Genomic DNA, 14,355 nt, shown 5'->3' with positions numbered 1-14,355 from the left:
CTTATCCCCTCTTTACTCCTCAATTTTTGAAAAATAATTACGACCAAATCTTTGTTTCTTTAATTTCTTCCAGTGTTTCATCGATTTCTTTGGTTAATATAGTAATATGCCCCATCGCTCGTTGCGCTTTTGCTTCACTGTGGCCATAATAGTGGAAATGCCAATCTGGATGTTCATTAATAATGTCCATCGTTTCATAGGCCTCATTTCCAAGCACATTGACCGTGACTGCTTCAGACAACAGTTGAATCGTTGGCATTGACCAATTACATAAGCCACGAATATGCGTATCATATTGGCTAAAAGAACAAGCATCTATTGAAAAATTCCCAGCATCTTCTGGACGAGGTAAAATTTTATTTACATAAATCCCGCCTGTTTCTGTATAAAACATTTCAATTGAAAGGGTGCCGACTAAACCAACTGCTTTAGCAATCACCTTAGCAATTCGTTGCAACTCACCACTGACTTCGTCATCAATTCGGGCTGGTGCAATCGTTTCATGTAGCTTACGCTCTTTTTTAATTGTTTCCACAACTGGAAATGTCGCAAATTCGCCACGACCATTACCAGAAATCAGAACAGATAATTCTTTTTCGTAAGGAATCCAAGCTTCCAAAACACAGGTTCCTTCTCTTAGAAGATTCATGGATGGCGCTAAGTCTGAAGTACTATGTAGTACATAACGACCTTCCCCTCGCGTATTCTTCAAGATACACGGATAACCAATGCCATCAATTGCTTCTTGAATATCAGTCGGACTAACAATCGTTGCATAAGGTGCAATCACAATATTATTATCTTCCAAGAAACTTTTTTCCATTAAGCGATCTTGCGTAATCGCTAAAATGTCTGTTCCTTGCGGTATATTCGCCAAATGTTGAATCGCTGTTAACGCATCAACATCTGCATGTTCAAATTCATACGTAATCACTTGGGCACGTTTTGCCAATTTCTCTAACGCTTCAGGATCATTATATGCTCCTAATAATTGCCAATCGGCAACTTGTGCAGCAGGACAATCAATTTGTGGATCTAGCACACCCACTCGAAACCCCATTTCTCTTGCACTAAGGGCCATCATTTTTGCTAAATGTCCGCCACCAATGATACCAATCACTTGACCAGGTAATAGTGGTTTATCCAAGTTCATCACAACTTTCCATCACAGTTTTATCCTTAAAATCCTTCTGCGGTTTCTCGTCGCAGTCTAGCCTTTAAGAGTGCTCTTTTTACATGATACAAGGAAAAAGGCTCAACTTCAAGTGCCAGCAGTGTTTCCATTAGGTTTTCTCATCAGAATTTATTAACATACTTTAGGATAAAACAGCGGTAACTTACTACTCGTCTCTTTGTAACCAAGCTTTTTTCTCTTTTTCTCTTCAGATTGATGAAAACATTAAATTTTTCTAAACGATGATTAGGTCAAAAAAGTATGAAAGAAAAGCCACCTGACCTTATCTATCATACTTTTTTGAAACTATTCGTTACTTTCTGAGGTTTCTTTTAAACCATTGAATAAAAGATTTAAAATAATTGCGGTAATGCTGCTCATGACAATTCCATTACCAGTAAACATGCTAACAGTTTCTGGTACTTTATTAAAGAGCGTCGGCATAATATTAAAGCCTAAACCAAAGCCAATCGAGATGGCAATAATTAATAAATTTTTGTCATTTGAGTAGTCAACTTTTGACAACATGCGCATTCCTTGGACAGCCACCATTCCAAACATAACCAGCATTCCGCCGCCTAAAACTGGCTCTGGGATAATTTGGGCCATCGCACCAATTTTTGGTAATAAGCCTAAAATAATTAAGAAAAAAGCAGAAAAATAAATTGGTCGACGTGTTTTGATCCCAGATAATTGAACTAACCCGACATTTTGAGAGAAACCTGTATAAGGAAACGTATTAAAAATCCCCCCTAAAATGACGGCTAAACCTTCTGCATGATACCCACGACGTAAATCATCTTCGCCAATTTTCTTCCCTGTAATATCTCCTAAGGCAAAATAAACACCTGTTGATTCAACCATACTAACAATTGAAATAATAATCATCAACACAATAGAAGAAAGATCAAACGTTGGTTTGCCAAAATAAAATGGCTGTGGAAAATGAAACCACGTAGCTTGACCAACAGGAGATAAGTCCACTAATCCCAGAAACGCAGCTAAAATTGTGCCGCCGACTAGGCCGATTAACACGGCAATTGACTTGATAAAGCCACGTCCCCAAACTTGCACAACAATGATTAAGGCAATTGTTACAAATGCGAGGAGCAAGTTTTTAGGATCACCAAAACTTTTGTCCGTTGCTAAGCCGCCACCCATTTTTTCAACAGCAACAGGAATTAAGGTCAAACCAATAACTGTAATGACTGTGCCGGTGACTAAAGGCGGAAATAGACGTTTAATTTTTGAGAAAAATCCTGCAATAAGAACGACAAAAATGCCCGAAGCAATAATTGAACCGTAAATTGCACCAACCCCTTTGTTCGTACCAATCATGATTAAAGGTGCAACTGCTTGAATGGCACAACCTAAAACGACTGGCAAGCCAATCCCAAAAAACTTATTCACCGTTAATTGTAAAAGTGTCGCAACGCCGCACATAAAAATATCGATTGAAATCAAATACGTCATTTGTTGCGAATCAAAATTCAAGCCGGTTCCGATTAATAAAGGTACGGCAACTGCTCCAGCATACATCGCTAATAAATGTTGCAATCCTAAAACGGCGGCTTTCCCATTTGGTGTTTCCGTCTGTTGTGGTGTATTCAATTGTTTTGTTTCCAAGATTATGCATCCTCCTCTAAAAACGTCACCGTTCCTTCACTTAATGAAGCAATACGTGCTAAAGAGACTACATTTAAGCCCATGTCTTCTAATAACTGACGACCATCTTGGAATGATTTTTCAATTACGATACCAATTCCTTCAACCTTTGCACCAGCCTGTTGGCATAATTCTACCAATCCTTTGGCAGCTTGTCCGTTAGCTAAAAAGTCATCAATAATCAACACTTTATCAGCATCAGATAAAAATTTTCTTGAAATGGAAATTTGACTTGTCACTTGTTTTGTAAATGAATAAACTGAAGCCGTTAAAAGCTCTTCATCCATGGTTAAACTTTTTGCCTTACGAGCGAAGATCATTGGCACGCCTAATTTTTGCGCTGCGTATAAGGCAGGAGCGATTCCTGATGCTTCAATTGTAATTACTTTGGTAATGCCTGCTTCTGCGAAAACCTCAGCAAAACGATTACCCATAGCCTCCATTAATTCTGGATCCACTTGGTGCGTAATAAAACTATCTACTTTTAAAACACCTTCACCTAATACACGGCCATCATTTTTAATACGTTCGACTAATTCCTTCACAATATGAACTCCTTTACTTATTTTTCGATAGATGCTTTGTTCTCATCCTGAGGAAAGGACGGTTCGTTAAAAACGAACGAAATAAAACAAAGTGCTATTTATATTCGTGTTCTAACAAAAGAAAAAAGCCCATTTTGCCAAAGCAAAAAAGGGCTATCCGCTCTTCTTCACTTATAGACCAGCATTTACGGTGCTGGGTAGAGACGGTCAACCGTATTTTGACCTTATACAAGCTTCTATGTTTCTCTAGGATAGTACAAAAATCTCTAACTTTCAATGGTTTAACAACTTTTTTTCATTAGAATTTTCAAATAATTGGTTCATTCTTCCATTGTTCCGTAAAAGCGAACATTAAATAGCCAAAAACGCTTTGGCAGGATAGACTGCCAAAGCGTTTTTTATTCTTCATCGGTTGCTTTTTCTTGTTCACGATATTTTTTCATTTTTTTGCTGAATAATTCACCGTTACTAGGGGGCGTATATGTAATAGCATTCGCTCCGGCGATAATGGTTTCATGAATACTCGATTCAGTTGGTCCTCCTGTTGCAATAATCGGTAATTCTGGATACTTGCCACGGAAATAGCGTACGGTGGCTGCAGTGTCTTTTCCTGCACTGATATTAATCATATCCACGCCAGCCGCAAGTTTTTCATCAATTGGCGTATGAATAGAAGTTACTGTACTGATAATAGGAATATCGATTGCTTCATCCACCATTTTAATTGTTTCAATTGGTGTAGGACCATTCAAAACGACACCCATTGAGCCTTGTGCTTCTGCAAATAAACTCATATAAGCAGAACGCATGCCTTGCGTTAAACCGCCGCCGACTCCTGAAAAGACAGGAATATCCGCTGCTTCAATAATGCCTTTTGTAATCGCTGGATGCGGTGTAAAAGGATATACAGCAATCACTGCCTGTGCATCCGTATTGCGGATAATCGCAATATCTGTCGTAAAAATAATTGATTTTATTTTACGGCCAAAAATTTTAATGCCACTGGCTTGCCGAATAATCTCTGGCATTTTTACAATATCTTGTTTCAGCGGCGTCATAATTTCTGGAATCCACTTTTCGCTCATTGTCATCGTTCCTCCATGCTTAACGGTCGTATTTATTTAAATTGTATTCTTCTATTACATGAATGATCTTATCAGCGTATGTAGGATCCGTTGCGTATCCAGCATCTTGAAGCGCTTGTGCAGCCTCTTTATAATTTTTGGCTAACAAGACTTTTTCATATAAATTTGGATCCCAATCGACCCCATCAACAAATAACTTGGTATGATCTCGCATGGATTCTTCCCAATTGTCATAAACTCGAAAATCACCCTGAATCGTAATCCAGACCTCATTGACATACTCTTTTGTTTCTAAATTGACTTTTGGTTGATTGCCATATGCTTTAATCCCAAAAAGATTGTTATATTTCGATGCTAATTGACTTTGTCCAAAATTTGATTCTAAAACTGCTTGCCCCATAATAATACTTGGTAATACCCCGTAAGATTCTTGTAATTCACGTGCATACGGTGTGATTTCAGCAACAAATTCTTCTTTTGAGATGTTTTCATTTTGGCGATTGACTGACTCGCTTTGTCCCTTATCTGAATCAGAAAGGACAGATAACGAAAAGACAAAGGCCAAACCGACGACAACTACGCCTAAGAATAACTTTGGCAAATTCAGCTGCTTTTTTCTTTTTTTCTGATAGTTGCTCACTTCATTAATTCCCCACTTCATCTTTTATTTTCCGATAAAATGTTTCACTATCTTTCACTTTCGTGATTGATTTCATTTGTTACTATAACCGAATAATTGTATCATTTTCACAGAAAATTATCAACTTTCATCACTGCTTACGCTCGTGATTTCAGTACTTGATTCAGTGGTAGCAGTTGAAGAAACTGTACTACTTTCAGAAATTTTAGTGGATGATTTCACTGTTGTTTCAGTTGATGTGTGAACAGATTCTTCAACTGGCTTTTTGCCAAAAAAGACAAAAATTACCGCACCAAACATAATAATCACAGATAAAATCCCAGCAATTGTGTATTTCAAAAGACCATCCTTCCTATTCGTTATTCACCTACGTAAGTATCCATCAGATTTTCATTGACCCAATCTAATAATTCAACTTTTGAACCTTCCAATTGTCGTTGAATCGTAGCTGGTAACCGGAATGTAATAATATCATCAAAACCCCATTCACCATAGGCCAGCGTCACTTTCAAATCAATATAACCAGCAGCAATTTCTTGTTCCTGTTTATTGTTAGGAATCAATTCTACAACGCCCAAATCAGATTGTAACCATTTTTTGGCAATTGTTGTTTTTAACCGTTTATATTCCGAAACAGCTAGGTTGCGTTTTTCCGGAAATAAGATGGTTTGGCGGAGTATTTTTTGAGTCAGCATCCACTCATAATCCGTAAACAAATTCTTAATTTTTTGCATGACTTCATTGTCCAAACCAAATTGGCCTTCTTTCCAAGCTTGCCAATCGGCTGCTTGAATTTGATAAGCGGAGTAAAAATTTTCTTCTGTTTGGTACTGTTCAATAATTGCGTCAACAATAATATCTACATAAACTTGATGCATAATCATTCGCCTCCATTTTCTATTTTACTGAAATTCTCTAAAAAAAGCATCTTTTTATCTCTGGATTTTATCATATTTACAAAATTGTCCTTGTTTTCTAATTTCTCTTGTTTACAGTATAATAAATAATGAAGAAGATTTGAAGAAATTGCATAGATTAGGAGGACTTCTTTTGACAAAAAAATTATATCAATGGGGCATCGTAGGATTAGGTGGGATTGCCCACGAATTTGCTTCAACGTTTAAACAAGAAACTAGCCAACTTGCAGCTGTTGCTTCACGGACATTGACTAAAGCAGAACAATTTGCCGCTGATTATTCAATCCCTAAAGCCTATGGTTCTTATGAAGAATTGCTAGCAGATGAAACGATCGATGTTGTCTATATAGCAGTGCCAAATAAACAACATGCTGAACACATTTTAAAAGCGCTCCAGGCCGGAAAACATGTGTTGTGTGAAAAAGCTATTACGATGAACGCGGCAGAATTAAAACAAGCCTTGGCAGTTGCAGAAAAAAATGACCTTATTTTAGCAGAGGCCATGACTATTTTTAACATGCCACTATACGACGAATTACGTCGCTTGATGGATGCTGGCAAATTTGGTCAGTTAAAAATGATTCAAGCACCATTTGGAAGTTACAAAGAACCCGATCCTAAAAATCGCTTTTTTAATCCTGACTTAGCAGGCGGCGCATTGTTAGATATTGGTACTTATGCGGTTTCGTTTGCTCGTTGGTTTCTCAGCTCACAACCTGACGTTTTAGCTTCTAGCATGGTTCCCTTCTCTACTGGCGTTGATGAACAATCGGTGACATTGCTTCGGAATAAAGAAAATGAGTTGGCTACTATTTCATTAACATTCCAAGCAAAAATGCCAAAGCAAGGAATTGTTGCTTTTGAAGATGCCTATATTACCATTACAGATTATCCACGCGCAGATGAAGCGATTGTTCACTACAACGACGGTACGGTTGAGACCATCGTTTCTGGGTATTCAGCTGAAGCCATGAATTACGAAATCTACAATATGGTTGAAGCAATCAAAGGTACACAACCCAACCGCTCCTTATTTTTCACGACAGAAGTCATTGATATTTTGGACCAGATGCAAAAATTATGGCAGGCGTAAGGGAATCAAAAAGAGCGTGGGACAAAAATCACTTTGGATTTTTGCTCCACGCTCAAAAACTGATACACGGCGAGAACAGAAGCAACCCCTTCGGCTTATTTCTCGGAGTTAAACACTTCTGTCCCGACCTCTTTTTGTTTTACTGCTTAATTATTTTTACTAGTTTGAGATATATCCCTAACAGTATCATAAATACTGCACTAACTCTTAACTCTGTATTATACTCATAAAGCCAAGTAGCTTGTGAAAAGACAAGAAATACTAAAAAAATAATTGGTATACAAAATAATCTATTCTCTTTTTCTGTCAAAAAAATGATTGACAGTGATAATAAAAATAACGGAATAAACATAAATTGTAAAAATATGTTCGATAAGACAACTATGTAATTCTTAAATAAGACTGGATTGATCCAGATAATTGCAACAATAGTCAATACAAAATATCTAATGATACTTTCCGTCCTGATGGCATATAACAGTCCTAGGAAAGCCAACAGGCTACCAATTATATCTTCATAGGCAAATAGATGTGTACTGATCATCGCTTCTGTTCACCTCCTTTAATAATAAAAGCTTAATTCAGTTTTTCTCTTTCTTTCCTACTTCTTCTCAGTTAAGTTTTGTAACAATAAATAACAAAAATAGACCACTACGATCAACTGAATCATTAACCAACTAGGCGTTACTTCACTTAACACTGTTTCTCCATAACTACTCCCTAACAATGCAAAAGTCAAAACCAAAAGTGCCTCTGGAATAAATGAGCGTGTTTTTTTGTAGAAACTTTCGATTAAAAGAACCACACCTGTCATTATAAAAAATAACGGTACAACCAAAATGTCATATATCAGATAAAAAAATCCACTATCATTTATAGAATAGCTAATTAGTTTAAATATGAATAAATTTTTCCATGTTACAGCTAAAATAATCCATAAAACGTATTTCATTGTATAGCGATCAGAGACAAATAAAATTACCGAAAGCAGAAAAATAAATAAAAAACCAAAGAAAACCATCTTTTTTACTCCCTTAACATTACTAATTGGTGAATATCAATTTAAGCTTTATCGCATCAAATAAAACTGGAAGTTCAAGCTAAACGCTTAAACTTCCAGTTTCCATTTTTCTCTATGGATAAATACGGTTTAACATACGTGGGAACGGAATCGCTTCACGAATATGTTCATTACCAGTAATGAACGTAACAGCACGTTCTAAACCTAATCCGAAGCCAGAATGTGGCACAGAACCGTATTTACGTAAATCTAAATACCAGCTGTATTCTTCTTCAGATAAGCCAAACTCAGCTACTTTTTCTTTCAAATAATCATAATCAGTTGCACGCTCTGAACCACCGATAATTTCACCATAACCTTCTGGTGCAATTAAATCGGCACAAATTACAACATCTTCACGTGTTGGATGTGGTTTCATATAGAAGGCTTTAATTGCTTTTGGATAATTTAAAATGAATGTTGGAACGCCATAGTAATTTGAAATAAAGGTTTCATGTGGGCTACCAAAGTCTTCGCCCCATTCAATGTGATCATAATCATTGTTTGCTTCTTCTTTTTGTAATAACTCAATCGCATCATCGTAAGTAATACGTTTGAATGGTTCCGAAACATATTTCTCTAGTAACGCTGTATCACGTTCTAAAACATCCAATGGATATTGTTGATTTTTCAATACCGATTTAATTAAATGTTTTACATAGGCTTCTTGAATATCTAGTGATTCTTCATGAGTTGTGTATGCCATTTCTGGTTCAATCATCCAGAATTCCGTTAAGTGACGACGAGTTTTGGATTTTTCCGCACGGAAAGTTGGTCCAAAAGTAAAGACTTTTCCAAATGCCATCGCACCAGCTTCTGCATATAATTGACCTGTTTGTGATAAGAATGCTGGTTGTCCGAAGTAATCTGTTTCAAATAATTCTGTTGTGCCTTCTGGTGCTGAGCCTGTTAAAATTGGGCTATCAATTTTAATGAATCCTTGTTCGTTAAAGAACTCGTAAGTAGCACGAATAATTTCGTTACGAACTAACATGATTGCATGTTGTTTGCTTGAACGTAACCATAAATGACGATGATCCATTAAGAAATCTGTGCCGTGTTCTTTCGGCGTAATTGGGTAATCTTCTGAAGCGCCAACGACTTCTAAATCAGTGATATCCATTTCATAGCCGAATTTAGAACGGCTATCTTCTTTGATAACACCAGTAACCATGACTGCTGTTTCTTGTGATAAATGTTTAATTTCTTGGAATTTTTCTGTACCAGCTTCTTCACCAAAGGCTCCAATGAAGTTTGGTTTGAACACGACACCTTGGAAAAAGGCTGTCCCGTCACGTAATTGTAAAAAGGCAATTTTTCCGCTTGAGCGTTTGTTAGCAATCCAAGCGCCAATTTTTACTGTTTCTCCAACATGTTTGTTTGAATCAATAATTTGAATTTGTTCCACGTTTGTCTCTCCGTTCATTTCTTAGTTTATTCTTTTAGGCGTTGTGCTGAATTCGTTTCTTTTCTATAAAGTCGTTCATTCGCTCAATCGCTTTTTCTAACGTCATTAAATCTGTCGCATAGCTCATCCGCACATGTTCTGGTGCACCAAAGCCCTCTCCCGTTACCAGAGCAACATGCGCTTCTTGTAATAAATCTTCCACCCAGTTAGTCACGTTATCATACCCACAAATTTCTAACGTTTTTTTGACATTCGGGAATAGATAAAAGGCGCCTTCAGGTTTTATTAGCGAAACGCCTGGCAAAGCTGCTACTTTTGGATAGATATGATTCAGGCGTTTTTCAAAGGCCTGACGCATGTCTTCAACTGTCGACTGTTCACCTGTTAAAGCCTCAATTGCCGCATATTGGCTAACCGCGACTGGATTACTGGTGGATTGTGAAGCGAGTTGTGTCATTGCTTGAATAATTTTTTCATCACCGACTGCAAAACCAATGCGCCAGCCTGTCATTGCATATGTTTTGGAAACACCATTAATAATGATTGTCTGTTGACGAATTGCTTCTGAGATGGTTGCAATTGGTGTGAACCGATGTCCATTGTACACCAAACGGCCATAAATATCATCTGCAATAATGAGGATATTATGAGCAACTGCCCATTCACCAATTTGGCGTAATTCTTCTTCCGTATAAATAACACCAGTTGGGTTAGATGGTGAATTTAAAATGATTGCTTTCGTTTTGTCTGTTCGTACAGCTTCTAATTGTGCGACTGATACTTTAAATGATTGCTCTTGCGTGCTTGATACAAATACTGGCTTGCCTTCTGCTAACTTGACTTGTTCACCATAACTTACCCAATAAGGGACAGGGATAATCACTTCGTCCCCAACGTTCAAAATGGCTTGAAATAATAGATATAGCGCATATTTGGCACCATCTGTCACAATAACTTGCTTGGGTTGATAACAAAGTTTATATTCTCGTTCCACATAAGAAACAATCGCTTGCTTTAATTCAGGAATACCGCCAGAAGGAGTGTAATAACTTGCTCTTCCATCCTCAATTGAAGCAATTGCTGCTTTTTGAATATTTTTCGGGGTTACAAAATCTGGTTCCCCAACCGTTAAGCTTAAAACATCTACACCTTTTGCTTTTAATGCTTTCGCTTTGGCGGCAGCTGCTAATGTAACAGAAGGAGTCAATTGCTGTGCTCGATTTGATACGTTCATACGCCTTTCACTCCCACTTTCATCAAAACCTATCTAAATTAAATATCTTTGACAACGTTGATCTCTTCACCTTTATCAAAGCTCATCAAATAATACGTCAGTACTCCTTGATCATTTTCGGTGACCACTTCCCATGCAGGGCGCTTATCATAAAGCCCTAACGTAGCTTTCATCACCGATTCATCGGGATGGGCTTTAGCAACAATGTCTGTTATTTGTTGTTCAGTTTGACCATCTTTTTGATTTAAGACCGTGACTTTTTCTCCCGATTTAGGGACAATCACGACAATCTCTGTGCCTTTATCATTTTTGCCGGTTAAAGTAAAATACGTATTTTTGCGTGTAAACCAGTAAAATTTATCAACTGTTTCTAAATTAGCAGAAGTTTTGGCAATTGCGGTTGCTTCTTTTTTGGCTTGAGCCATTGGTTGATTGGTTCGTACAAAAAAGATAATTATTGTTACAAGAATTGCTAAAAGGATTGCCAATAGGGTTAAAAGGACAGTAATCCGTTTCTTCTCTTTCTTTTCTTCTAATTCCTCCAAAAATCCTTCCATCCTCTCTAAACTTACTGGGTCTTATTATAGCAGAAAAATAGCGGCCTTTCACAAATATGACCTAAAAATAATCAATTATTTGTTTAAAAATTCCTTTAATTCTTCTAAAATTTCAGGCATGGGCGCTTCTTTTACTGAGAGTCCCTTGGGAAACGCTTTGATTAATCGTTTGCCATATTTTGCAGTGACTAAACGACGATCCAGAATCAGCAATGCCCCTCTGTCTTCTTCAGAACGGATTAAACGGCCCAGTGCTTGTCGTAAACGTAAGGCTGCTTTTGGTACCGCTTCTTGAGCAAATGGTTGTATCCCTTCTGCTTCTAAATACGCATATTTTGCTTGCACAAGTGGTCGTTTCGGGTTTTCAAAAGGCAAACGCGTGACTATCAATAACTGTAAAGCTGTTCCTGGTAAGTCCACACCTTCCCAAAAGCTATCGGCTCCTAGCAAGACATTCGGTTTTCCATTAGAGAACCGTTTAAGAATTTTTTCACGACTGCCGCTAATCCCTTGGGCGAGGACCTCTTGTCCTTTTTCCAATAATCTTGGCTGGACTTGATGATACACGGTGGACAATAATTCATGCGAAGTAAAAAGAACCAACATCGAACGTTCCTCTTGCGCCATCAATTTTTCAATGGTATCTGAAATGTATTGACCCATTTCATAGGAAGAGGCATTTTGAATGGCTACTGCTTCTTCCGGTACATAGACTCGCGCATTTTCTGCATAGTTATATGGCGTTGGCAGGGTTTTGAACGTCACCTCTGTTAAACCTAACCGTTGCGGTAAATACTTTTTATTGTTGCCAAACTTCAATGTGCCGCTTGTATAAATAATTCGTTCATACCGCGGATACCACTTTGTTTCAGGAAGCAAACTAGCTTCTAAGTCATGAATTTCAATCAAGCCATGGTCATCATTTTGTGGTAAATATTCTTTTACCCAACGTGGACGCCAATCATCAAGATAAATGGTAAAACAGTGATGAATACGTTCAATTTCATCAAAAAATTGAAACAAGCGAACAAAAACGATGCGATCAGCCAAACTAAAGGTTTCCAACTGACTCATAATTGTTTGCTGTAACTTACTTTGAATAGTCAACAGCTCCTGCAGTAAAAGCTGGAGCGTTTGACTATGTTTTTCTCCCGCAGCAGATAAATAATCAATACGTTCTTTGGTTAAAAGCAACTCCTGATGGTCTATTCGCTTCTGCGTTTTACTAAATAAACGATGCAATTCAAAAAGAAAATCTTGCCATTCATCCACAAAATCCAGTAAACCTTGCTGATAAATTTTTACAAGCCGCTGCTCTTCAGAAAACTGTTGAAAAATTTGCTGTAAAGCAACAAAAAGTTGCTCTTTTTCAATAAAATGCGTGACTTGTTTTTTTAGTATCACACTGTTTACTCGTTCGCTCGCCATCCGACTAGCGATGTCTGGTAAATGATGTGCTTCATCAATAATTAGCCACGGACTTTCAGGTAATAACGGTTGTTTTCTTAGCGACTCTTGCGCCAAAAATGCATGATTAACAATCAACACGTTACTTTGAGCGACTTTTTTATACAGATGTCTTAAAAAGTCAACTTCATAAAGTTCATCTTTTTTTGAAAGAAAATCCAATCCGCGATGTGTAACTTCTTTCCAGAATAAATGATTTAAATTCGTCAATTGTAGTTCATCTAAATCGCCCGTTTCTGTTTCTAGCAACCAGACGAGAACGCCCATTTGATAAAGAGCGTATTGTTTTTGCGGAGTTGGCTGATTCAACGTTGCCTTAAAGCGTTGTAAATCAAGATAGTGTCGATGGCTTTTAATAACAATGCCTCGTAATTTCCCTTGGCAGATTTGATTGGCTAATGGTAAATCTTTTTCCACTAATTGATTTTGTAAAACAATCGAAACTGTTGAAATGATGACTGGTTTTTCTGGCGTTGCTAAATAGCTCATCGGCAACAGATAGCCTAATGTTTTTCCCGTTCCAGTCGCCGCTTCAATAAATAAATCTTTTGTCGTTCCTTCTGTAAAATGATGATAGACTAAATTCATCATCCGACTCTGTTCCGCACGATAAGCGAAACGTTCGCCAAACAGTTTTTCTTTGGCTTTTTTAGTTTTGGGATACGTGCTAGTCTGATAGAACGTTTCTTCAAAAAGAGGAACTTCTTTTTTGCGTAAAGCAATGCCACTGACCACTTGATAAGCTGGATTTAATGGTGTGACTTGTTTTTTCATTTGTTCATACGTTTGTTGAATAAAAGTACTGGTTTCCCGCGCTGTCTGTTGACTTAATTCCGCAATTTTTTCCATAGTGACTAATGGTAAAGATTTCATTTTTTCTTGAATTAATAACAAAAGTTCGGCTGTAACCTGCGCATCACTATCTGCTTGATGGGGATTCTCATGAGACAAACCTAAGCTTTCCGACAAATCACTTAAACGGAAACTTTTTTCTGTCGGTAAAAAAATCTGTGCCAATTCCACTGTATCAATGGCTGGAATGGTAAGTGGCGGCGTGCCACACCGTACCAGTTCACGAGCTAAAAAATTATAATCAAAGTGGACGTTATGCGCCACAAAAATAGTATCTTCCAGATAATGATAAATTGTATGTGCTACATCTTCAAAATAAGGCGCTTTTTGAACTTGCGTATTACTAATCCCCGTTAAACTTTGAATTTGTTTTGGTACTACTTGATTGGGATTCACATCTGTCGCAAAGTTCGCAATAATCTTTCCATCTTGAACGAGAACGCATCCAAACTGAATGATCCGATCACTTGTAGGATCTGTTCCAGTCGTTTCAAGGTCAACTACTGCATACACTTGTTTGTCTTTCAATGACTTCACGCCTTTCATTCATCTTTGAAAATTATACTACAATTTATAGGATTTTCACTAGTATTTCAAAAATTCTCTTGAAATCTTTTCCAGAAATAATAAGAAAGAGCCTGAAACAAAAATCCAAAGT

13 protein-coding genes and 1 riboswitch are annotated in these 14,355 nt (G+C 37.4%); of the genes, 1 reads left to right on the top strand and 12 read right to left on the bottom strand.

Translation table 11 applies throughout. The features are described 5' to 3' along the window. Positions 1-37 precede the first annotated feature (37 nt). The 7 genes from purK to HMPREF2810_RS14335 form a co-directional block, all read right to left on the bottom strand. Positions 38-1,153 carry a 5-(carboxyamino)imidazole ribonucleotide synthase gene (gene purK / locus HMPREF2810_RS14370; protein ID WP_002384262.1) on the bottom strand — a complete coding sequence of 372 codons (1,116 nt, stop codon included), beginning with the start codon at positions 1,151-1,153 and terminating at the stop codon, positions 38-40. A gap of 327 nt (positions 1,154-1,480) precedes the next feature. Beyond that, positions 1,481-2,800: a nucleobase:cation symporter-2 family protein gene (locus tag HMPREF2810_RS14360; protein WP_002382793.1), complete on the bottom strand. Its 1,320-nt coding sequence runs from the start codon at positions 2,798-2,800 to the stop codon at positions 1,481-1,483. Between the two features lie 2 nt (positions 2,801-2,802). Further along, the gene (locus HMPREF2810_RS14355) at positions 2,803-3,384 is read right to left on the bottom strand and encodes a xanthine phosphoribosyltransferase (protein ID WP_002356804.1); all 582 of its coding nucleotides are present in this window, start codon (positions 3,382-3,384) and stop codon (positions 2,803-2,805) included. Positions 3,385-3,538: 154 nt separating this feature from the next. Then, a riboswitch (purine riboswitch) is annotated at positions 3,539-3,636 on the bottom strand. Between the two features lie 146 nt (positions 3,637-3,782). Further along, positions 3,783-4,469 (bottom strand): beta/alpha barrel domain-containing protein, encoded by a 687-nt coding sequence (locus tag HMPREF2810_RS14350; RefSeq protein ID WP_002356802.1) that lies wholly within the window; start codon positions 4,467-4,469, stop codon positions 3,783-3,785. A 19-nt stretch (positions 4,470-4,488) separates the two neighbouring features. Next, a complete protein-coding gene (locus HMPREF2810_RS14345; RefSeq protein ID WP_002366997.1) occupies positions 4,489-5,130 on the bottom strand; it encodes a glycoside hydrolase family 73 protein in 642 nt (213 codons plus the stop codon). A 99-nt stretch (positions 5,131-5,229) separates the two neighbouring features. Then, positions 5,230-5,409 carry a hypothetical protein gene (locus HMPREF2810_RS14340; protein WP_002384259.1) on the bottom strand — a complete coding sequence of 60 codons (180 nt, stop codon included), beginning with the start codon at positions 5,407-5,409 and terminating at the stop codon, positions 5,230-5,232. Positions 5,410-5,468: 59 nt separating this feature from the next. Continuing rightward, the gene (locus HMPREF2810_RS14335) at positions 5,469-5,993 is read right to left on the bottom strand and encodes a hypothetical protein (protein ID WP_002382789.1); all 525 of its coding nucleotides are present in this window, start codon (positions 5,991-5,993) and stop codon (positions 5,469-5,471) included. A 166-nt stretch (positions 5,994-6,159) separates the two neighbouring features. Here HMPREF2810_RS14335 and HMPREF2810_RS14330 point away from each other — a divergent pair, with 166 nt between their 5' ends. Next, positions 6,160-7,119 (top strand): Gfo/Idh/MocA family protein, encoded by a 960-nt coding sequence (locus tag HMPREF2810_RS14330; RefSeq protein WP_002384258.1) that lies wholly within the window; start codon positions 6,160-6,162, stop codon positions 7,117-7,119. Between the two features lie 601 nt (positions 7,120-7,720). Here the strand turns inward: HMPREF2810_RS14330 and HMPREF2810_RS14320 are convergent. The 5 genes from HMPREF2810_RS14320 to HMPREF2810_RS14300 form a co-directional block, all read right to left on the bottom strand. Continuing rightward, the gene (locus tag HMPREF2810_RS14320; protein ID WP_002367000.1) at positions 7,721-8,140 is read right to left on the bottom strand and encodes a hypothetical protein; all 420 of its coding nucleotides are present in this window, start codon (positions 8,138-8,140) and stop codon (positions 7,721-7,723) included. Positions 8,141-8,252: 112 nt separating this feature from the next. Beyond that, positions 8,253-9,605, bottom strand: a complete 1,353-nt coding sequence (asnS, locus tag HMPREF2810_RS14315) for an asparagine--tRNA ligase (RefSeq protein WP_002384257.1) — start codon at positions 9,603-9,605, stop codon at positions 8,253-8,255. 16 nt (positions 9,606-9,621) lie between these two features. Further along, the gene (locus HMPREF2810_RS14310; RefSeq protein WP_070635624.1) at positions 9,622-10,821 is read right to left on the bottom strand and encodes a pyridoxal phosphate-dependent aminotransferase; all 1,200 of its coding nucleotides are present in this window, start codon (positions 10,819-10,821) and stop codon (positions 9,622-9,624) included. A gap of 38 nt (positions 10,822-10,859) precedes the next feature. After that, a complete protein-coding gene (locus HMPREF2810_RS14305; protein ID WP_002382785.1) occupies positions 10,860-11,378 on the bottom strand; it encodes a cell wall elongation regulator TseB-like domain-containing protein in 519 nt (172 codons plus the stop codon). 75 nt (positions 11,379-11,453) lie between these two features. After that, positions 11,454-14,243, bottom strand: coding sequence for an ATP-dependent DNA helicase DinG (locus HMPREF2810_RS14300; protein WP_021732988.1), 2,790 nt, complete (start codon positions 14,241-14,243; stop codon positions 11,454-11,456). Between the last annotated feature and the right edge of the window lie 112 nt (positions 14,244-14,355).

The sequence above is a fragment of the Enterococcus sp. HMSC078F03 genome, from assembly GCF_001811595.1.
In the GTDB taxonomy this organism is placed as follows: Bacteria; Bacillota; Bacilli; order Lactobacillales; family Enterococcaceae; genus Enterococcus; species Enterococcus faecalis.
Note: the sequence above shows the minus strand (reverse complement) of the source record. Positions and strands in the feature narration are given on the sequence as shown.